18 protein-coding genes and 1 riboswitch are annotated in these 19,953 nt (G+C 70.6%); of the genes, 7 read left to right on the forward strand and 11 right to left on the reverse strand.

Annotation, left to right across the window (positions count from 1 at the left end; genetic code table 11):
• Positions 1-96: 96 nt before the first annotated feature.
• Complete coding sequence (locus tag ACFYZB_RS14740) at positions 97-1,572, reverse strand: sensor histidine kinase (protein WP_388758365.1); 1,476 nt, start codon at positions 1,570-1,572, stop codon at positions 97-99.
• A gap of 367 nt (positions 1,573-1,939) precedes the next feature.
• A complete protein-coding gene (locus ACFYZB_RS14745; RefSeq protein WP_388758367.1) occupies positions 1,940-2,539 on the reverse strand; it encodes a TetR/AcrR family transcriptional regulator in 600 nt (199 codons plus the stop codon).
• A 120-nt stretch (positions 2,540-2,659) separates the two neighbouring features.
• On the opposite strand from ACFYZB_RS14745, the gene nagB reads away from it, so the two are divergent.
• The 7 genes from nagB (at position 2,660) to ACFYZB_RS14780 (ending at position 10,717) form a co-directional block, all read left to right on the forward strand.
• A complete protein-coding gene (nagB, locus tag ACFYZB_RS14750) occupies positions 2,660-3,445 on the forward strand; it encodes a glucosamine-6-phosphate deaminase (protein ID WP_388758369.1) in 786 nt (261 codons plus the stop codon).
• Between the two features lie 166 nt (positions 3,446-3,611).
• Positions 3,612-4,376 carry a GntR family transcriptional regulator gene (locus ACFYZB_RS14755; protein WP_388758371.1) on the forward strand — a complete coding sequence of 255 codons (765 nt, stop codon included), beginning with the start codon at positions 3,612-3,614 and terminating at the stop codon, positions 4,374-4,376.
• Positions 4,377-4,534: 158 nt separating this feature from the next.
• Positions 4,535-4,798: a DUF3311 domain-containing protein gene (locus ACFYZB_RS14760; RefSeq protein ID WP_351208054.1), complete on the forward strand. Its 264-nt coding sequence runs from the start codon at positions 4,535-4,537 to the stop codon at positions 4,796-4,798.
• A complete protein-coding gene (mctP, locus tag ACFYZB_RS14765; protein WP_388758374.1) occupies positions 4,795-6,423 on the forward strand; it encodes a monocarboxylate uptake permease MctP in 1,629 nt (542 codons plus the stop codon). Before ACFYZB_RS14760 ends, mctP begins: the two co-directional genes overlap by 4 nt.
• 74 nt (positions 6,424-6,497) lie before the next feature.
• Positions 6,498-7,004: a GNAT family N-acetyltransferase gene (locus ACFYZB_RS14770; RefSeq protein WP_388758376.1), complete on the forward strand. Its 507-nt coding sequence runs from the start codon at positions 6,498-6,500 to the stop codon at positions 7,002-7,004.
• A gap of 22 nt (positions 7,005-7,026) precedes the next feature.
• Positions 7,027-7,197: riboswitch (cobalamin riboswitch) on the forward strand.
• 125 nt (positions 7,198-7,322) lie between these two features.
• Positions 7,323-9,707, forward strand: coding sequence for a ribonucleoside-diphosphate reductase subunit alpha (locus ACFYZB_RS14775; protein ID WP_388758378.1), 2,385 nt, complete (start codon positions 7,323-7,325; stop codon positions 9,705-9,707).
• A complete protein-coding gene (locus ACFYZB_RS14780) occupies positions 9,707-10,717 on the forward strand; it encodes a ribonucleotide-diphosphate reductase subunit beta (RefSeq protein WP_388758380.1) in 1,011 nt (336 codons plus the stop codon). Before ACFYZB_RS14775 ends, ACFYZB_RS14780 begins: the two co-directional genes overlap by 1 nt.
• 78 nt (positions 10,718-10,795) lie before the next feature.
• Here ACFYZB_RS14780 and ACFYZB_RS14785 read toward each other — a convergent pair whose 3' ends face one another.
• From ACFYZB_RS14785 to ACFYZB_RS14825, 9 genes are all read right to left on the reverse strand, one after another.
• Complete coding sequence (locus tag ACFYZB_RS14785) at positions 10,796-12,175, reverse strand: cytochrome P450 (RefSeq protein WP_388758383.1); 1,380 nt, start codon at positions 12,173-12,175, stop codon at positions 10,796-10,798.
• Positions 12,172-13,257, reverse strand: coding sequence for an epi-isozizaene synthase (gene cyc1 / locus ACFYZB_RS14790; protein ID WP_351208048.1), 1,086 nt, complete (start codon positions 13,255-13,257; stop codon positions 12,172-12,174). Before cyc1 ends, ACFYZB_RS14785 begins: the two co-directional genes overlap by 4 nt.
• A gap of 289 nt (positions 13,258-13,546) precedes the next feature.
• The gene (gene def / locus ACFYZB_RS14795; RefSeq protein ID WP_351208047.1) at positions 13,547-14,197 is read right to left on the reverse strand and encodes a peptide deformylase; all 651 of its coding nucleotides are present in this window, start codon (positions 14,195-14,197) and stop codon (positions 13,547-13,549) included.
• Positions 14,198-14,270: 73 nt separating this feature from the next.
• Complete coding sequence (locus tag ACFYZB_RS14800; RefSeq protein ID WP_351208147.1) at positions 14,271-15,251, reverse strand: hypothetical protein; 981 nt, start codon at positions 15,249-15,251, stop codon at positions 14,271-14,273.
• Between the two features lie 100 nt (positions 15,252-15,351).
• Positions 15,352-16,641: an HD domain-containing protein gene (locus tag ACFYZB_RS14805; protein WP_351208046.1), complete on the reverse strand. Its 1,290-nt coding sequence runs from the start codon at positions 16,639-16,641 to the stop codon at positions 15,352-15,354.
• Positions 16,638-17,951: an HD-GYP domain-containing protein gene (locus tag ACFYZB_RS14810; protein ID WP_388758386.1), complete on the reverse strand. Its 1,314-nt coding sequence runs from the start codon at positions 17,949-17,951 to the stop codon at positions 16,638-16,640. Before ACFYZB_RS14810 ends, ACFYZB_RS14805 begins: the two co-directional genes overlap by 4 nt.
• A gap of 123 nt (positions 17,952-18,074) precedes the next feature.
• A complete protein-coding gene (rsrA, locus tag ACFYZB_RS14815; protein WP_388758388.1) occupies positions 18,075-18,377 on the reverse strand; it encodes a mycothiol system anti-sigma-R factor in 303 nt (100 codons plus the stop codon).
• The gene (gene sigR, locus ACFYZB_RS14820; protein WP_351208146.1) at positions 18,374-19,069 is read right to left on the reverse strand and encodes an RNA polymerase sigma factor SigR; all 696 of its coding nucleotides are present in this window, start codon (positions 19,067-19,069) and stop codon (positions 18,374-18,376) included. Before sigR ends, rsrA begins: the two co-directional genes overlap by 4 nt.
• A 256-nt stretch (positions 19,070-19,325) precedes the next feature.
• Positions 19,326-19,952: an alpha/beta family hydrolase gene (locus ACFYZB_RS14825; protein WP_388758391.1), complete on the reverse strand. Its 627-nt coding sequence runs from the start codon at positions 19,950-19,952 to the stop codon at positions 19,326-19,328.
• Position 19,953: the final 1 nt, after the last annotated feature.

Consider the following 19,953-nt stretch of genomic DNA (forward strand, 5'->3'; position numbering starts at 1 on the left):
CAACGCAGAGCAGCAACGAGCACGAGCCTCGGACCAGCGGTGGTCCGGGGCTTTTTGCTGTCCGCAACCGGCTCCCGCGGTACGGCGACAGGGCTCCTACTTCTGCGCCCGCACCGGAATGTCGAGGATCACCCTGGTCCCCCGGCCCGGCGCCGGGACCATGTCGAAGGAGCCGCCCAACTCGCCCTCCACCAGGGTCCGTACGATCTGCAGGCCGAGGTTGCCCGAACGATGCGGGTCGAAGTCCTCGGGCAGGCCGACCCCGTCGTCCTGGACGGTGACGAGCAGGCGGGCCTCCTTCGTCGTACCGCCACGGACCGCGGAGACCTCGACGGTGCCGGTGTCGCCCTCGCGGAACCCGTGCTCCAGCGCGTTCTGCAGGACCTCGGTGAGGACCATCGACAGCGGGGTGGCCACCTCGGCGTCGAGGATCCCGAACCGTCCGCTGCGCCGGCCGGTCACCTTGCCCGGCGAGATCTCGGCGACCATCGCCAGCACGCGGTCGGCGATGTCGTCGAACTCCACGCGCTCATCCAGGTTCTGGGACAGCGTCTCATGCACGATGGCGATGGAGCCGACCCGGCGGACGGCCTCCTCCAGGGCCTCCCGGCCGCGCTCGGACTCGATGCGCCGGGCCTGCAGCCGCAGCAGCGCGGCGACCGTCTGGAGGTTGTTCTTCACCCGGTGGTGGATCTCCCGGATGGTCGCGTCCTTGGTGATCAACTCCCGCTCGCGGCGCCGCAGTTCGGTGACGTCCCGGCACAGCACCAGCGAACCGATCCGGGTGCCCTTGGGCTTGAGCGGGATGGTCCGGAACTGGATCACCCCGTCGTTGGCCTCGATCTCGAACTCGCGCGGCGCCCAGCCGCTGGCCACCTTGGCGAGCGCCTCGTCGACCGGCCCCCGGGTCGGGGCGAGTTCGGCGGTGGTCTGCCCGAGGTGCTGGCCGACCAGGTCGGCGGCGAGGCCGAGGCGGTGGTAGGCGGACAGCGCGTTCGGGGAGGCGTACTGGACGAGGCCGTCCGCGTCCAGCCGGATCAGGCCGTCGCCGACGCGCGGCGAGGCGTCCATGTCGACCTGCTGGTCGGGGAAGGGGAACGATCCTGCCGCGATCATCTGCGCGAGGTCCGAGGCGCTCTGGAGGTAGGTGAGCTCCAGACGGCTCGGGGTGCGGACCGTGAGCAGGTTGGTGTTGCGGGCGATCACGCCGAGGACGCGGCCCTCGCGGCGCACGGGGATGGACTCGACCCGTACGGGGACCTCTTCGCGCCACTCCGGGTCGCCCTCGCGCACGATCCGGCCCTCGTCCAGCGCCGCGTCCAGCATGGGCCGCCGGCCGCGCGGGACCAGGTGGCCGACCATGTCGTCCTGGTAGGAGGTGGGGCCGGTGTTGGGGCGCATCTGGGCGACGGAGACGTACCGGGTGCCGTCCCGGGTGGGGACCCACAGGACCAGGTCCGCGAAGGAGAGGTCGGAGAGCAGCTGCCACTCCGAGACCAGCAGATGGAGCCACTCGAGGTCGGAGTCGTCGAGGGCGGTGTGCTGGCGGACCAGTTCGTTCATGGAGGGCACGTCTGCGAGCGTACCCGGACGTGTGAAGGTGGCCGAAAACCGGCCGCGAGCGGCCCCCGAAACACCCGCGGGCCGCGGCGCCTGGAAGGGACCCTCAACCCTCCCGGCACCGCAGCCCGGAGCATCATCGGCCGTGGGGTGTGCGGTCCCGGTCGGCCGAAGGTCGAGGAGCCGGGGCAGTCAGGGCAGAGAGCTCCGGTTCCTCGATCCGCCTTCCTGTGCGGGGAAGACGGAGGCTTGTTCAGTTGGATGTCCACTTCGATTCTGGACTAGACCACAACCGTGTGTCCATGGTGTTGCCGACATGGACGAAGTCAGGTGCACGACACGGGTGGCACCCGATGCCACGCAGCCTAGCCCGCGCGGGTCACCCTTGGGGCCAGATGGACATGGCAATTTCCGCGAGTGCCTCCAGTTCCGCACGGCTCGCTCCGTCGCGCGCCTGCTGGGACATGCCCTGGATCACCGCGCCGGCGTGCCGGGCGAGGGCGGCGGCGTCGGTGCCGGCCGGGAGCCGTCCCGCGGCGACGTCCGCCCGGATCCGGGACTCGACGGCGGCGATGTCCGCGTTGCGCCGCGCGCGCAGCGGCCCTGCCACCTCGGGGCTGGTGCAGTTGGTGGCGGCGTGCACGACCAGGCAGCCCCGGGGATGGGCGGGGTCGGTGTACTCGGCGGCGGCCTCGCGCAGCATGCGCTCGACGGCGGCGCGGGCGGTGGGCTCCTGCGCGAGGGCGTGCTCGCCGAAGGCGCCGTAGGTGTCGGTGTAGAGCCGCACGACCTCCTCGAACAACGTCCGCTTGTCGCCGAAGGCCGCGTACAGGCTCGGGGCGCCGATTCCCATGAGCCGGGTGAGGTCGGCGACCGAGGTGGCCTCGTAGCCGTGCTCCCAGAAGGCCATGAGCGCCTTCTCCAGGGCGGTGGCACGATCGAAGGAGCGCGGGCGGCCACGCGATCTGGAGATCACCATGGAGTCATTTTATAGCGGACCCTAGAGAAATACGGAGACGGTCCGGGACGGGCCCGGCTCTGTTAGATTGGTCTAAACCACATAGACGTCCAGAGCCCACTTCAGAACGGCAGGCCCAGCGTGGAAGTTGTCATCGTTCCGGACGCCGCTGCGGGCGGCGAGCTCATCGCCGAGGCCATGGCCCAGCTGCTGCGACGCAAGCCCGACGCCCTGCTCGGCGTGGCCACCGGCTCGACCCCGCTGCCCATCTACCAGGCGCTGACCGCGAAGGTGCGCGCCGGCGCCGTGGACACCTCGCGGGCCCGCATAGCCCAGCTCGACGAGTACGTGGGACTGCCCGCCGACCACCCCGAGTCCTACCGCTCCGTGCTGCGCCGGGAGGTCCTGGAGCCGCTCGGCATCGGCATGGACAAGTTCCTCGGGCCCGACGGCACGGCCGACGACATCCGGGCGGCCTGCGCGGCGTACGACCGGGCGCTCGCCGAGGCCGGCGGGGTGGACCTGCAGCTGCTGGGCATCGGCACCGACGGGCACATCGGGTTCAACGAGCCCTGCTCCTCGCTGGCCTCGCGCACCCGGATCAAGACGCTGACCGAGCAGACCCGCGTCGACAACGCCCGCTTCTTCGAGGGCGACATCGAGCAGGTGCCGCACCACGTCGTCACCCAGGGCATCGGCACCATCCTGGAGGCCCGCCACCTGGTGCTGCTGGCGACCGGCGAGGGCAAGGCGGACGCGGTCGCCGCGACCGTCGAGGGCCCGGTCGCGGCCGTCTGCCCGGCCTCCGCGCTCCAGCTGCACCCGCACGCCACGGTGGTCGTCGACGAGGCGGCGGCGTCCAAGCTGAAGCTGGCCGACTACTTCCGGCACACGTACGCGGGCAAGCCGGACTGGCAGGGCATCTGACTCCGCTCGCCCGCCCGATGGACTAGACCAACCCCGGTCACCGCTGTATATAGAGGAGATCACGGAGCGTGCGGGTGGAGTCCTCACAGAAGAACCCGTGCCACGATGTGAACCGTGGCCGATGTCAGTCGGTCGCTTTCGGCATCCGGAGCCGGGAAGGCAGAGCATGACCACCGACGTCAGCAGTGCGGAGAACGAGGCCGGGACGACCGTCCGTACGGCGCGCGTGCCCAAGTACTACCGCCTGAAGAAGCACCTGCTCGACATGACGGAGACCCAGGCGCCGGGCACGCCGGTCCCGCCCGAGCGCACGCTGGCGGCCGAGTTCGACACCTCCCGCACCACCGTCCGCCAGGCCCTGCAGGAACTGGTGGTCGAGGGGCGCCTGGAGCGCATCCAGGGCAAGGGCACCTTCGTCGCCAAGCCCAAGGTCTCCCAGGCGCTCCAGCTCACCTCCTACACCGAGGACATGCGCGCCCAGGGCCTGGAGCCGACCTCGCAGCTGCTGGACGTCGGCTACATCACCGCCGACGACCGGCTCGCCGAGCTGCTCGACATCGCCGCCGGCGGACGGGTGCTGCGCATCGAGCGGCTGCGCATGGCCAACGGCGAGCCGATGGCCATCGAGACCACTCACCTGAGCGCCAAGCGCTTCCCGGCCCTGCGCCGCTCCCTGGTGAAGTACACGTCCCTCTACACCGCGCTCGCCGAGGTCTACGACGTCCACCTCGCCGAGGCCGAGGAGACCATCGAGACCTCGCTGGCCACCCCGCGCGAGGCGGGCCTGCTCGGCACCGACGTGGGCCTGCCGATGCTGATGCTCTCCCGCCACTCCCTGGACCACGAGGGCAAGCCGGTGGAGTGGGTGCGGTCGGTGTACCGCGGCGACCGCTACAAGTTCGTGGCGAGGCTGAAGCGGCCGGTGGAGTAAAGGCCCAAGCGGCCTGCGGAGCAAGGCGGGTGGGACCTGTGGACGTTCGCTGAATCGATATACCGATATGCGGACGAGGTCTTCCACTTCCATGACACCGTCACCTAGATTGCCTGCGCATTACACAGGTGATCAGCGAGGGGACGGAGAGCCGTGGCATGTCCGAAACACCTGAAGTGAGACCCCCGGTCGTCACACCGGTACGGGTGATCATCGCCCTGTGTCTGGTCGCGCCCTTCGTGGCGATGCTCTGGGTCGGCTCCTACGCCGAGACGGACCCCGCCTTCATCGGGATCCCGTTCTTCTACTGGTACCAGATGCTCTGGGTGCTGATCTCGACGGCGCTCACCATGACGGCCCACCAGCTCTGGAAGCGCGACCAGCGCTCCCGCGCTTCCCGGAAGGGCGGTGAGGCGCAGTGAAGAACGGCGTCAACGGCGTCGCGCTCGGCGTCTTCATCTTCTTCTTCCTGGCCGTCACGGTCATGGGCTTCCTCGCCGCGCGCTGGCGCAGGGCCGAGGACGAGCACTCGCTGGACGAATGGGGCCTGGGCGGACGGTCGTTCGGCACCTGGATCACCTGGTTCCTGCTCGGCGGCGACCTGTACACGGCGTACACCTTCGTCGCCGTACCGGCGGCGATCTACGCGGCGGGCGCGGCCGGCTTCTTCGCGGTGCCGTACACGATCCTGGTCTACCCGCTGATCTTCACCTTCCTGCCGCGCCTGTGGTCGGTCTCGCACCGCCACGGGTACGTCACCACCTCGGACTTCGTCCGGGGCCGCTTCGGCTCCAAGGGGCTGTCGCTGGCGGTGGCGCTGACCGGCATCCTGGCGACGATGCCGTACATCGCGCTCCAGCTCGTCGGCATCCAGGCGGTGCTGGACGTGATGGGCGTCGGCGGGGACAGCAGCACCAACTGGTTCGTGCGGGACCTGCCCCTGCTGATCGCCTTCGGCGTGCTGGCGGCGTACACCTACTCCTCCGGCCTGCGGGCCCCCGCCCTGATCGCCTTCGTCAAGGACGCGCTGATCTACATCGTCATCGCGGTGGCGATCATCTACATCCCGATCAAGCTGGGCGGCTTCGAAGACGTCTTCGCCAAGGCGGCCCATGCGTTCAGCCACGTCAACCCGGCCACGGGCAAGCCCCGCGGGGCGCTCGTGCCGCCGGCGGCCGGCCAGTGGACGTACGCCACCCTGGCCCTGGGTTCCGCCCTCGCGCTCTTCATGTACCCGCACTCGATCACCGCGACCCTGTCCTCCAAGAGCCGTGAGGTGATCCGCCGCAACACCACGATCCTGCCGCTGTACTCCCTGATGCTCGGCCTGCTGGCCCTGCTGGGCTTCATGGCGATCGCGGCCGGGGTCAAGGTCACCAACGGCCAGCTGGCCATCCCGCAGCTGTTCGAGAACATGTTCCCCGACTGGTTCGCGGGCGTGGCCTTCGCGGCGATCGGCATCGGCGCGTTGGTCCCGGCGGCGATCATGTCGATCGCGGCGGCGAACCTCTTCACCCGCAACATCTACAAGGACTTCATCAAGCCGGACGCGACGCCGAAGCAGGAGGCCCAGGTCTCCAAGATCGTGTCGCTGCTGGTGAAGGTCGGCGCGCTGGTCTTCGTCCTCACCATGGACAAGACGGTCGCGATCAACTTCCAGCTGCTGGGCGGCATCTGGATCCTGCAGACCTTCCCGGCCCTGGTCGGCGGCCTGTTCACCCGTTGGTTCCACCGCTGGGCCCTGCTCGCGGGCTGGGCGGTGGGCATGGCGTACGGCACGGTCGCCGCGTACGGTGTCGCCTCCCCGACCCAGAAGCACTTCGGCGGCTCGGCCAAGGAGATCCCCGGCATCGGCGAGATCGGCTACATCGGCCTCACCGCGTTCGTCCTCAACGTCGTGGTCACCGTGGCCCTCACCCTCGTCCTCAGGGCCGTGAAGGCCCCCGAGGGCGTCGACGAGACCAGCCCGGAGGACTACACGGCGGACGCGGGTGACCCCGGCGTCCAGGTGGAACTGCCGCCGGCGACGGCGGGCGCCGGTCACTGAGCGACCGCCGTACGACGGGCCGCCGGAGGAAATCCGGCGGCCCGTCGTCGTACCGCTCCGGCAGACTCGGTGCCATGGACATCGTGATCCGGCAGGCAACCCCCGAAGAGTACGACGCCCTCGGCGAGATCACCGCCCGGGCGTACCTGGACGACGGACTCCTCGACTTCGGGGAGAGTGACTGGTACCTGGGCGAACTGAGAGACGTCGCCAAGCGGGCGGCCGCGGCACAGGTACTCGTGGCCGTCCGCGACGGCACCCTCCTCGGCGGAGTCACCTTCGTGCCGTCCCCGGGCCCCATGGCCGACGTCGCCCGGCCCGGAGAGGCCGAGATCCGCATGCTGGCGGTCGCGCACGCGGGCCGGGGGCAGGGTGCCGGCGAGGCCCTCGTCCGGGCCTGCATCGACCGCGCACGGGCCACGGGGGGCTGCACGGCCCTCGTCCTGTCCACCCAGCGCACCATGCACGCCGCCCACCGCATCTACGAGCGCCTGGGATTCGTCCGCGTCCCCGAACGCGACTGGACCCCGCTGCCGGAACTCGACGACATCACTCTCCTCACCTACGAGTTGACGCTGTGACACCGCCACGACACAACATCTGGGGGTGACACGACAGCCCGGCACTAGATGTATGCTCATCCTCGCTGTCGCCGCAGGGGAATCCGGTGCGAATCCGGAACTGTCCCGCAACGGTGTACTTGTGCATGTCTGTTCCCGGAAACGCCGTGCACAGGAGTCAGTCCGAGGACCTGCCGGCAGCGTGCGCCCGGCCGTCCGGTCCGGGTGACTTCCGACGTCCGGGCCTCGTGGAATGGGCCGGTGGACGCGACGCCGTGTGCGTTCGTGGCTGCCCCCTGTCTCCGCAGGGCCCCCGTGCCGAGCGAGGGAGAGCCCCACGTGACCATCGCGCCAGCAGACCCGGCTTCAGCCGACGGCGTTTCAGCCACCGGCCTGGAGACCGACGGTCCCGGTACCGCGCTGCTGCGGACCCTGACCGAGCTGACCGCCGACCTCCCCGACGCCGACCCCGGCCGGGTCGCCGCCGCCGCGCTGCGCGGCCGGTCGGCGAAGGCCGACGAGGCGGAGTTGCGCGAGCTGGCCACGGAGGCCGCGGCCGGGCTCATCTCCGAGGACCCCGCCTACTCCCGGCTGGCCGCCCGGCTGCTGACCCTCTCCATCCGCGCCGAGGCCGCCTCGCAGGGCGTGACGTCCTTCACCGGGTCCGTGGCCGTGGGGCACCGCGAGGGGCTCATCGCCGACCGCACCGCCGAGTTCGTACGGCTGCACGCCGAGCGGCTCGACGCACTGGTCGACCGCCGGGCCGACGACCGCTTCGGCTACTTCGGCCTGCGCACCCTGCACAGCCGCTACCTCCTCCGGCACCCGATCACCCGCAAGGTCATCGAGACGCCCCAGCACTTCATGCTGCGGGTAGCGAGCGGCCTGGCCGAGGACGACACGCCCCGTTCCGTGGACGAAGTGGCCGCGCTCTACGGGCTCATGAGCCGGCTCGACTACCTCCCGTCCTCCCCCACGCTCTTCAACTCCGGCACGCGGCACCCGCAGATGTCGTCCTGCTACCTCCTCGACTCCCCGCTGGACGAGCTGGACTCCATCTACGACCGCTACCACCAGGTGGCCCGGCTCTCCAAGCACGCCGGCGGCATCGGTCTGTCGTACTCCCGGATCCGCAGCCGCGGTTCGCTGATCCGCGGCACCAACGGGCACTCCAACGGCATCGTGCCGTTCCTGAAGACCCTGGACGCCTCGGTGGCCGCGGTGAACCAGGGCGGCCGGCGCAAGGGCGCCGCGGCCGTCTACCTGGAGACCTGGCACTCCGACATCGAGGAGTTCCTGGAGCTGCGGGACAACACCGGCGAGGACGCCCGCCGTACGCACAACCTGAACCTCGCGCACTGGGTCCCGGACGAGTTCATGCGCCGGGTCAACGCCGACGAGCAGTGGTCGCTGTTCTCCCCGGCGGACGTGCCGGAGCTGGTCGACCTGTGGGGCGAGGAGTTCGACGCCGCCTACCGCAAGGCCGAGGCGGCGGGCCTGGCGAAGAAGACCATGCCGGCCCGGGAGCTGTACGGCCGGATGATGCGCACCCTCGCGCAGACCGGCAACGGCTGGATGACCTTCAAGGACGCGGCCAACCGCACCGCCAACCAGACGGCCCTGCCGGGGCACGTCGTCCACTCCTCCAACCTCTGCACGGAGATCCTGGAGGTCACGGACGACGGGGAGACCGCGGTCTGCAACCTGGGATCCGTCAACCTCGGCGCCTTTGTCGACCTGGCGACCGGGGACATCGACTGGGCACGGCTGGACGAGACCGTCCGCACCGCCGTCACCTTCCTCGACCGCGTGGTCGACATCAACTTCTATCCGACCGAGCAGGCGGGACGGTCGAACGCCAAGTGGCGCCCCGTGGGCCTCGGCGCGATGGGTCTGCAGGACGTCTTCTTCAAGCTGCGCCTGCCCTTCGACTCGCCTCAGGCCAAGGCCCTGTCCACCCGGATCGCCGAGCGGATCATGCTCGCCGCGTACGAGGCCTCCGCCGACCTCGCCGAGCGCAGCGGCCCGCTGCCGGCCTGGGAGAAGACCCGTACGGCCCGGGGCGTGCTGCATCCCGACCACTACGGCGTCGAGCCGACCTGGCCGGAGCGCTGGGCGGCGCTGCGGAGCCGTATCGCCGAGGTCGGCCTGCGCAACTCCCTGCTGCTGGCCATCGCGCCGACCGCCACCATCGCCTCCATCGCGGGCGTGTACGAGTGCATCGAGCCGCAGGTGTCGAACCTGTTCAAGCGCGAGACGCTGTCCGGTGAGTTCCTCCAGGTCAACTCCTACCTGGTGCAGGACCTGAAGGACCTCGGGGTGTGGGACGCCCGTACCCGTGAGGCGCTGCGCGACTCCAACGGCTCGGTGCAGGGCTTCGCGTGGATCCCCGAGGACGTGCGCGCGCTGTACCGCACGGCGTGGGAGATCCCGCAGCGCGGCCTGATCGACATGGCCGCCGCCCGCACCCCGTTCCTGGACCAGGCGCAGTCCCTGAACCTGTTCATGGAGACCCCGACCATCGGCAAGCTCTCCTCGATGTACGCGTACGCCTGGAAGTCCGGGCTCAAGACGACGTACTACCTGCGCTCCCGCCCGGCGACCCGCATCGCCCGCGCGGCCCGGGCGCAGACCCCCGCCACCATCCCCGTCCAGCAGGTCGCCGACCCCGACGCGGTCGCCTGCTCCCTGGAAAACCCCGAGTCCTGCGAGGCCTGCCAGTGATGTCCCGTAATGCCAACCTTCTCGACCCGGGCTTCGAGCTGACCCTGCGTCCCATGCGCTACCCGGACTTCTACGAGCGCTACCGGGACGCGATCAAGAACACCTGGACCGTGGAGGAGGTCGACCTCCACTCGGACGTCGCCGACCTCGCGAAGCTGACGCCCGAGGAGCAGCACCTCATCGGCCGTCTGGTCGCCTTCTTCGCGACCGGTGACTCGATCGTCGCCAACAACCTGGTGCTGACGCTGTACAAGCACATCAACTCCCCCGAGGCGCGGCTCTACCTGAGCCGTCAGCTCTTCGAGGAGGCCGTGCACGTCCAGTTCTATCTGACGCTGCTGGACACCTACCTCCCCGACCCGGAGGACCGCGCGGCGGCGTTCGCGGCGGTGGAGAACATCCCCTCCATCCGCGAGAAGGCGCAGTTCTGCTTCAGGTGGATCAACGAGGTGGAGAAGCTGGAGCGGCTGGAGACGAAGGCCGACCGCCGGCGCTTCCTGCTCAACCTGATCTGCTTCGCCGCCTGCATCGAGGGCCTGTTCTTCTACGGCGCCTTCGCCTACGTCTACTGGTTCCGCAGCCGGGGCCTGCTGCACGGCCTCGCCACCGGCACCAACTGGGTGTTCCGCGACGAGACGATGCACATGTCCTTCGCCTTCGACGTGGTCGACACCGTCCGCAAGGAGGAGCCGGAGCTGTTCGACGACGAGCTGGGGCAGCAGGTCACCGACATGCTGAAGGAGGCCGTCGAGGCCGAGCTGCAGTTCGCGCGTGACCTGTGCGGTGACGGCCTGCCGGGCATGAACACCGAGTCCATGCGGCAGTACCTGGAGTGCGTCGCCGACCAGCGCCTCGTCCGCCTCGGTTTCGCGCCGGTGTACGGCTCGGAGAACCCCTTCTCCTTCATGGAGCTGCAGGGCGTCCAGGAACTGACGAACTTCTTCGAGCGCCGCCCGTCGGCGTACCAGGTCGCGGTCGAAGGCACCGTCGACCTGGACGAGGACTTCTGAGCACCTGACGTCCAGCACCTGCCGGCGCGCGTTCCGGGGGCCGCAGAGCCTCCTGAGCGCGCGCCGGTACCAGGTGGGCTACCAGGGCATCGGCCGCAGCAGCAGGTTGTGGGGGCGGAGCGTGATGCCCACACGGGTGGTGTCGTTCGACCCCGCGACCTGCTCGAAGCGGTACTTCGCCGAGATCGCCGCCGTGATCAGGCTCAGCTGGGTCATGGAGAAGTGGTCGCTGGGGCACTTGCGGTTGCCGACACTGAAGGGGCTCATGGCGTACTTCGGCACCTCCTTGGCCCGCTCCGGCAGCCACCGGTCCGGGTCGAAGTCGAGGTGGCGGTCGTAGGAGCGGGCGTCGCGCTGGATCGCGTACGGGCTGTAGACGATGTCCGCCCCGGCCGGAATGCGATAGTCACCGAGCGCGGTGTCGGTCACCGCGCGCCGCGTCAGAATCCATACGGCCGGCCTGAGCCGCATGGCCTCGACGACGACATTGTTGGTGTGCGTGAGTGCGCGGACGTGTGGGAATCCGACGGGTCGGCCACCGGTCACGGATTCGACCTCGGTCCGTACCTTCTCGGCGTGTTCCGGATGTTCCGCGAGGACCTGGAGCAGCCACATGATCGTGGACGCCACTGTTTCGCTGCCGGGGGTCAGTATCGCGACGACCTGATCGTGGATCTCCTGTTCCCCGATGGGGTCGCCATTGTCGTCCTTTGCCTCCAGCAATGCGGTCAGCAAATCGTCCGGCTTTTGACCAGATGCCCTCCGCTCGGCGACGATCTCGTCCACCAGCAGATGCAAATCGGCCAGCGCCCGGTTGAATTCGCGGTTGGCCGGGAACGGCAGCCGGTACAGCGGACCGAGCGGGACGACCATCCGCCGGTACATGCCGCGGAAGACGGTGGCGAGGTCGACGCTGAGCCGCTCGGCGCGCTCGTCCATGTACTCGCCGCGCAGCAGGCAGCGGGCGGCGATGCGGACGGCCACCCGGAAGGACTCCGAGGTGCAGTCGACGGTCTCGCCGGGCCGCCAGCGCTCGGTCAGCGCGTGCGCCTCCTCCTCCATGACCGGCCCGTAGTTCGGGATCGCGTCCAGCCGGAACGCGGGCTGGATGGTGCGCCGTTGACGCCGGTGCCGGGGGCCGTTGGCGGTGGCCACGCCCTCCTTGCCGAGCAGCCCTTCGAGGGACTCCCACAGGGGTCCGTCGATCTTGAAGTCGGGGTTGAGCGCGAGCGCGCCGGTGAGCTCCGGGGTGGTGACGGCGTACACCGTCTTGGGGCCGAGCCTGAGGCGTACGACGTCGCCGTGCTCACGGAGCCGGGACATGAAGGCGAGCGGGTCGCGGACCAGCTTCAGGCCGTGCCCGAGGCCCGGGACGGCGCCCCCGGCCAGGGGCGGCTCACGCAGTTCGGTCGCCTCGCCGGCCCCGGGGGTCACGGGCTTCACAGACTCGACGGTCATTTCTCACCTGCCGCTTCGTTGGTGACGTACGGGGGCGTGGACCGGTCGTCCCAGGTGTCGACCATGTACCGGCCGGACTCGTGGTGGAACCAGTAGACGGAGCTGAACCAGTTCCGCATATTGCCGACACAGGCGCGCACCGCGGCGCTCAGCTCCTTTCCGTGGACCGTGCCGTCGGCAAGGCCGTCGGCGAACCGCAAGGCCTCCTGCTCGGCCTCGACGAATTCGCTGATGCAGTTCTCGACGCGCCGCCTGACTTCGTCCACCGATTCCTCGAGAGTCAGTCCCTCATGGGTGATGAGACTGATTCCGAGATTGTGGACCTCGTCGCCCGCTATTTCCTTCGGCAGCGAGCAGAGGTCGTTGTACCAGGCGGCGAATTCCTGGCTGAGCAGGGCGGCCCGGCGATAGGCCTGGTTCTTCCGCACGGAATCCGGGAGTTCACGCCCGGCGCTCGGCTCCAGCAGGTCCGTCCATATCCAGTGGGCGAAGGTGTGCCGGCGCAGGGCGAGGTATTCCTCGACGCCGGGTATGTATCCCGTGGTGCGGTTGCGGAACTCGCGGTCGTAGGCCTCGACGACCGCGTGGAAGTGCCGGGCGAACCGCTGGTTCCAGGTGCGCGGCAGGAAGTCGTAGAGCCGCAGCACGCTGTCCGCGAACCCGGCGACCAGCGGGTCCGGGTGGTGCAGATGGTGCCGGGGTGCGTCGAGGGCCGCGTGCAGGCGGTACCTCAGCCGCCGCCAGTCCCCCGCCCGGCCGTGCACGACACAGCGGTCGTGCCGGTCGTCCCAGACGAAGAACCACGCGCTGTAGTCGGCGATGGCCTGTAGGACCTCGTCGGGGGCGCCGAGGTAGTACCCCGCCATGAGGTCGGTGTAGCACAGTCCGTCGGCATATTCCTGCACCTTGTCCGCCGGCATGAGCCGCTTTTCGAGCAGCCACAGCCGCGTCCTCGCCTGTAGTCGCGGCCAATACGGGTGCAGTTGCCGAGGAAAGGCGGACTCGATCACCGGAAGTGCCAGTGAGGGTGGTACTACGATCGCCGTCGGCGTCGCTGTGGTGCTGTGTGGGAAAGCATGCACGTACAAACCCCTCTCCGCCGCCAGGAGCGCACACCCTCCCGTCGTGCCGGGCGTGCGCCGTTGCGTATCCCCGCACTTACATTCAGCACCACAACTGACCGTCATGGGAACGGATTTGCTTCACTCACCACCCCGAGATGCCGAGAATCCCCCCATGTGTGACCGATTAGGGATCATTAAGAGGGTGGAAGCGATCGGTTGTACGACGCACGGACGAGCGAGGCCGGTCGCACGAAGGGCGCCCGACCGCGGGTGATCCCGGCCGGGCGCCCCAACGTCCCAGTGACGGCTAGTCGTTGGCGACCACCGGATAACGTGGCTCGTTCTCGGCCATCTGCCGCAGGGCGTCCTTGCGGTCCCGCTTGGACAGCCGGTCGATGTACAGGTAGCCGTAGAGGTGGTCGGTCTCGTGCTGCAAACACCGTGCGAAGTAGCCGGTGCCGCGGACCCTGACCGGGTTGCCCTGCTCGTCCTGGCCGGTCACCTCGGCGTAGTCGGGCCGGGCGAGCGGCGCGTACGCCGTCGGCACGGACAGGCAGCCCTCGTTGCTGTCGTCCAGCCGGCGCCGGTCGGCCGGCAGCTCGACCAGCTTCGGGTTGCACACCACACCGGTGTGCCGGACGCCCTCGTCGTCCGGGCAGTCGTAGACGAAGACCTTCAGGTCGACACCGATCTGGTTGGCGGCCAGGCCCACGCCCTCGGCGGTGCGCTGGCTGGCGAACATGTCGGCGACGAGCTGCTGCAGCTCCTCGCCGAACTCGGTGACGTCCTTGCACTCCTTGTGCAGCACCGGGTTGCCGACGACCGTGATCGGCCGCGAGGTCCCGCGCTCGCGCCAGGCCTTCTCGCGCTCCTCGCAGTCCTCCGTGTCGACGACGTACCCCTCGTCGTCGACGGGGAGCACGCCCGCGTGCTGCTGATCGGTGTCCTGCTGCGCCATGACCGCCGTACGCCTTCCTGCAAACCTGGGAAAAGTCTCGGGTACAGCCTAAAGGCGGCTGGTCACCGGCGGCTCAGCAAACCTCTTCGAGATCCCGCCAGTCCCGCGAATCCGGGCTGTCCGCGACCCACCCGTCCAGCAGCCCCCGCACCAGCGAAGCCGGCGCGGCCACCCCGCACTCCCGCTCCGGCACCCACAGCTGCCCGTCCGTCCGGTGCCCCAGCGGGCCGGGATGACCGGGCTCGCTGTGATCATGCGGGTCCAGGTGGACCCCCTCGCCCTCGTCCGACGGCATCCGCGACTCCGAGCACATCCGGCACAGCAGCCGCACCGAGGAGGACCAGTCCTCCGCGGCGAACCCGGCGTCCGCGGCGAGCTGCTCCAGCGCGTCCCGGTCCGCCTCCGTGGCCGCCTCCAGCAGGACCACCCAGGTCGGCACGGGTGAGGGCGCCCACAGCTCGATCTCGTCGAAGACCGGGTAGGCATGGCCGGTGGACGTCGTGCGCTCGCCGTGCGGGACCCCGTCGTGCAGCACGACCTCGCCCCAGCGCCGCCCGGACGAGGGAAGCGGGATGGACAGCACCTCGATCCGTGCCGGGTCCAGCCTGCGGCCCCACACGACCTCGGCCTCGCCCTCCGGGGAGAGCCGTACGGCCGCGCTGCCCAGCTCCATGCCGACCGGTTCCCCGGCCACGGCGGCGCCGCCGGGCACCTTGAGCCCGTACGCCTGCCAGGCGCGGCGGGCCAGCGGCCAGTCCTGCAGCGCGGTCGCGGCGATGCCGACGTTCCACCAGTCGGGCGCCCCGGCCTCCCGGTCCAGCAGGGCCACCGCCCGCAGTCCGGCCGCGCGGGCCTGCTCCCAGTCGTGCCGGAACTTGTGCAGGAGGGCGAGGTTGAACCAGGACTCCGAGAGCCAGGGCTCCAGGTCGGCGGCCCGTGTCAGCAACTCGCCCGCGTCCTCGTACCGGCCGTCACCGATCAGCGTGAACGCGCGGTCGGTGGCCTGCCGCCAGGAGGCGGAGGGCCGGTGCCGTCCCTTGCCGAAGATCCTCACGATTCCCGCCTGCCAGTTCCAGTTCCACACCATGGGCTGGCTTGTGCCCCCGGACACCCTCTCCCTCGCATCCAACCACGTGCGGTGGGAAAGGCGCTCATTACCCATGGGTTACCCAGCCGCGAGCGGGGTCAGACAGTGCCGTGCGTCTCTCGCCCGCCACCGGCGCGCTCTCCCGCCAGGTCCGTGGCCTGGCCAGCACCCGGGCGAGGGACTCCACCACCTGGGGAGCGTAGTCGCCGGCGGTGCCGAGGCGCAGTTCCTCCAGCGCCCGCAGGGGTCCCTCGGGGCCGGCGTCCCGGGCCTTCTCCTCGTAGGCGTTCACGGCCCGGATGATCCGGGCGGCGAGGGGCTGTTCGCGGTAGGGGTCCGCCTGCCGCTCCACCATCACGGCGACGGCCGCGGACACACCGGTCTGCCGCACGACCGCCCCGCCGAGCAGCGCGATCCGCCGTTGCTCCTCGACGGGCAGCGAGGCGGTGGCCCCGGCCGGGACCGGGTCGACCAGGCTGAGCTGGCCGATGTCGTGCATGAGGGCCGCGTACTCCAGGACGGTCAGTTCGCTCCCGGCGAGGCCGAGGTCCCGGCCGACGGCGAGGCTGAGCGCGGCCACGCGGCGGGCATGCCCGGCGGGGGTGCAGCCGGCTATCTCGGTGGCGCGGGCGAGGGAGGCGATGGTCTGCCGGTAGGTGGCGCGCACGGCCGCGTACCGGCGCAGGGACAACTGGGTGAGCAGCAGGGGCAGGCAGAACACGGGCAGCGCCCACAGCCCGGCGACGGCGACCCCGAGCGCCATCACCGCGCCGGTCGCACAGACGGCGGAGCCGATGCCGAGCAGCCCGCGCAGCTCCTCCCTGAGCAGCGGGCCGAACGGCCAGCGGGTGCGGGAGTGGGCGAGGGCGGCGGCCAGGACGGCGTCGCACAGCGCGGTCAGGCAGAGCAGCGCGACGAGGAGGAGGGCGTGGGCCGGACCGCTCAAGGAGCCGAACACACCCTCGCCGGAGAGGGGTTGGAAGCAGACGGCGGCGAAGCCGACGGTGAGCACCCGGCGGGCCAGATGGTCGAGGGTGGGGGTGCGTCCGTGCCAGATGTGCGGGACGGCGCCGAGCAGGGCAGCGGCGAGGACCACGGTGACGACCTGCGCCGGGTCGTGGTGCGTGGGCCGCCCGGCCTCCGCTCCGAGCAGGGCGTACGACAGCGAACCGGCGGTGGCGAGGGGGGCGGCCTGCCGTACCCGGGCACCGCTCCAGCGGGTCAGCTCGCCGACGGCTATGAGCACCCCGAAGGCGAGCGCGACGCCCCGTTCGTCCAGGCCCGTCCACAGGGTGACGGCCAGGGAGCCGGCCGCGGCCAGGGCGGCGGTGCCGTGCACGATCCGCAGGGCGGTCATCGGGGTGCCCCGGTGACCGGCGCCGGGCCCTGGCTCTCGTACGGCGTCCCGGTCTCGTCGGCGGTGACCGTGGGATGCCAGCCGTAGCGCTCCAGCGCCCGGGCGAGGGCGACGACCATGCGCGGGTCGAACTGCGTGCCCGCGCACCGCTCCAGTTCGGCGACGGCCGCCTCGACGGGCCGGGCCCGGCGGTAGGAGCGGGTGGAGGTCATCGCGTCGAAGGCGTCGGCGACCGCGACGATGCGGGCGCACTCGGGGATCTGGGCGCCGACGAGGCCGTACGGGTAGCCGCTGCCGTCGAGGCGTTCGTGGTGGTGCAGGATCGCGGCGCGGGCCTCGCCGAGGAAGGAGATCCCGCGGACCATCTCATGGCCGTACTCGGGGTGCAGTTCGATGATCCGGCGTTCCTCGGCGGTCAGCGGGCCGTCCTTGCGCAGCAGCCGGGTGGGGACGCCGAGTTTGCCGACGTCGTGCAGGATGCCGGCGAAGCGCAGCACCTCGACGCGGTCGTCGTCCATGCCGAGTTCCCGGGCGATCATGACGGAGGCCTGGCCGACGCGTTCACTGTGCCCGCGGGTGTAGCCGTCCTTGATGTCGACGGCCCTCACCAGGGCGCGGATGGTGGCCTGGTGGGCGGCGCGTTCGCGGTGGTACTGGGCGAAGATCCACCAGGACACGCACATCGGCAGCAGCACGAGCAGCGCGGCGACCGGGCCGTACGGGCTGCGCCACAGCACGGCCATCATCAGCCCGGCGAGTCCGTGCACCGCGACCGGCGCGAGACAGCGGGACAGCAGCCCGCGCCAGGCCCGGCGCAGCGGGACGCCGAGGGCGACCACGCGGATGCCGCCGTCGAGGACGGTGAGGATCAGGCAGAAGGCGAGGACGGCCGCGCCGGCGGGCAGCAGCGCGTACGGGAAGTCGGCGGCGACGACCGCGTGCCGGCCGCCGAGCGCCCAGTGCACCCGGGCGGCGCCCCACACGGCGAGCGCGGGCCGCGCGGCCCGCCAGACCCGCCGGAGCGGCGCGGAGCGGTGCCCGGCCTGCTCGCCCGGCGGGAGCAGCGCCGCGGGCAGCGGGACCAGGGCGGCGGCCGGCGGCGGCAGCAGGAACGCCCCGGCGAGCAGCACGGGGTAGAAGGTGCCGCCGAAGCGGCGGCGTACGACGTGCTCGCAGGCGGCGTAGAGCGCGGCGAGCAGGCCGAGCGCCCACCAGGGGGTGCGTATGGTCGGCAGCGGCAGGAGGCAGAGCAGCGCCAGCAGGGCGGCGGCGGCCACACAGCCGCGTGCCCTCGCCGGTACCGCCTCCATCGCGCCCCTCCCCGACCACGCCCGTCCGGGCTGGAAGCCTAGGGCGGGGACGGGGCGGTGCGGGGCCTATGACCTGAGGATTAGCACATTCGGGTGATGACCCGGCGGTCAGTACTCCCGCGGTCAGTACTCCTGCGGGGCGGCGGTCACGTCGTGCTCCGGCACGGTCCCGCCGGAGCGGATCAGGTCGATCCGCCCCATGACCTTGGCGCGCAGGTCGGCGGGCACGTCGTCATGGCCGCAGCACCGCTTGACCAGCTTCTTCACGGCCTGCTCCAGGCCGTACTTCTCCAGGCACGGAGAGCATTCCTCGAAGTGGTGCTGGAACTTGTCGCGATCGACGTCCGGCATCTCGCTGTCGAGGAACTCGTACAGGTGGTCGAGGACCTCACTGCAGTCCGTCTCGTGCGGCTCTCCGCAGCTCATGAGCCCGAGCCTTTCGCTTCGTTCGACTCTCCGGCGCCCGCCGGGACCAGCCCGCGCTCACGCGCGTAGTCCTCCAGCATGCCGCGCAGTTGACGGCGGCCCCGGTGCAGCCGGGACATCACCGTACCGATGGGTGTCCCCATGATGTCCGCGATCTCCTTGTACGCAAAGCCCTCGACGTCCGCGAGATAGACGGCGATGCGGAACTCCTCGGGGATCGCCTGCAGCGCTTCCTTCACGTCCGAGTCGGGCAGGTGGTCGAGCGCCTGCGACTCGGCGGAGCGCAGGCCCGTCGACATGTGCGACTCGGCGCGGGCCAGCTGCCAGTCCTCGATCTCCTCCGCGGCGGAGCGCTGCGGCTCGCGCTGCTTCTTGCGGTAGGAGTTGATGAACGTGTTGGTGAGGATCCGGTACAGCCACGCCTTGAGGTTGGTGCCCTCACGGAACTGGTGGAAGGACGCGTACGCCTTCGCGTAGGTCTCCTGCACCAGGTCCTCGGCGTCGGCGGGGTTGCGCGTCATGCGCAGCGCGGCGGAGTACATCTGGTCGAGGAACTCGAGCGCGTCCCGCTCGAAGCGCGCACTGCGCTGCGCGGTCGACTCGTCGGTCGCCTCCGCGCCGGCGCCCCGGCCCTCGGGCTGCTCCGCCTGGCCGTTGTCGGTCCCTGCGTCGGTACCGGTGACCGGACCCACCTCCTCAAGATCCCGGGCAGGACCGAGACCGGTCCCACTCGTTTCGGAGGATAGAACACCACCCGTGCCCGCCGCCCCTCGAATAGGAGCGGTCTTGGCCGCGTACAGCACCGTCCAGTCCAGGTCAGCGCTGCGCTTATGGCTCGGGCAGATGGTCGAACCCATGCGGCGGACTTCCTCTCCTACGACGTCGGTGCCGAGGCCTCAGCACTTCTGTCCGCCTCAACAGAGGTCCGCCCCGCAACATTCCCGGGGGTCACCCGAGTGACCCGACCCACTCCACGACACCCTCGGTGATGATCTCCAGGGCCCGCTCCCCGGTGATCTCCGCGCGTTTGGGGACCGTGAACCCGTGATCGCCGTACGGCACCTCCACCAACTCGAAGTCGCCCTTCGGGAACTCCTCCGGCCTCCCGAAGGGGTCGTTGCCGCCCTGCACGACCAGCGTCGGCACCCCGGCGCCGAGCAGTTCCCCGGCACGGGACTTCTCCGGCCTGCCCGGCGGGTGCAGCGGGAAGCTCAGCGCGAGCACGGCGTGCGCGCCCAGCTCGGCCGCCGTACGGCAGGCGACCCGGGCCCCGGCGCTGCGGCCGCCGGAGACCACCGGCAGCTCCATCCCGGACAGCGCGGGCCAGATGCCCCGCCAGCCGGTGTCCAGGGTCCTCGGCGCGGGGGCCACCTTCTTCCCGGCGACGCGCCAGGGCTGCTCCACGAGGGCCACGGTCACGCCGTGCCCCGGCAGCACCCCGGCGAGCGCCTGGAGGTCCCGTGCCTCGACGCCCCCGCCCGCGCCATGGCTCAGAGCCAGCACCAGCCGGGCCTTCTTCGCCTTGTGCCAGGTGATGCGGGCCGTCCCGGCGTCGGTCTCGACAATCTCGATCACG

Source organism: Streptomyces sp. NPDC001852 (assembly GCF_042891825.1).
Classification (GTDB): Bacteria; Actinomycetota; Actinomycetes; order Streptomycetales; family Streptomycetaceae; genus Streptomyces.

Coding starts and splice junctions, on each gene's coding strand:
- ACFYZB_RS14745 (WP_388758367.1), bottom strand. CDS start 2,539: ATGGTGATCTCCAGATCGCGTGGCCGCCCGCGCTCCTTCGATCGTGCC.
- ACFYZB_RS14755 (WP_388758371.1), top strand. CDS start 3,612: ATGACCACCGACGTCAGCAGTGCGGAGAACGAGGCCGGGACGACCGTC.
- ACFYZB_RS14760 (WP_351208054.1), top strand. CDS start 4,535: ATGTCCGAAACACCTGAAGTGAGACCCCCGGTCGTCACACCGGTACGG.
- ACFYZB_RS14770 (WP_388758376.1), top strand. CDS start 6,498: ATGGACATCGTGATCCGGCAGGCAACCCCCGAAGAGTACGACGCCCTC.
- ACFYZB_RS14780 (WP_388758380.1), top strand. CDS start 9,707: ATGTCCCGTAATGCCAACCTTCTCGACCCGGGCTTCGAGCTGACCCTG.
- ACFYZB_RS14785 (WP_388758383.1), bottom strand. CDS start 12,175: ATGACCGTCGAGTCTGTGAAGCCCGTGACCCCCGGGGCCGGCGAGGCG.
- def (WP_351208047.1), bottom strand. CDS start 14,197: ATGGCGCAGCAGGACACCGATCAGCAGCACGCGGGCGTGCTCCCCGTC.
- ACFYZB_RS14805 (WP_351208046.1), bottom strand. CDS start 16,641: ATGACCGCCCTGCGGATCGTGCACGGCACCGCCGCCCTGGCCGCGGCC.
- ACFYZB_RS14810 (WP_388758386.1), bottom strand. CDS start 17,951: ATGGAGGCGGTACCGGCGAGGGCACGCGGCTGTGTGGCCGCCGCCGCC.
- rsrA (WP_388758388.1), bottom strand. CDS start 18,377: ATGAGCTGCGGAGAGCCGCACGAGACGGACTGCAGTGAGGTCCTCGAC.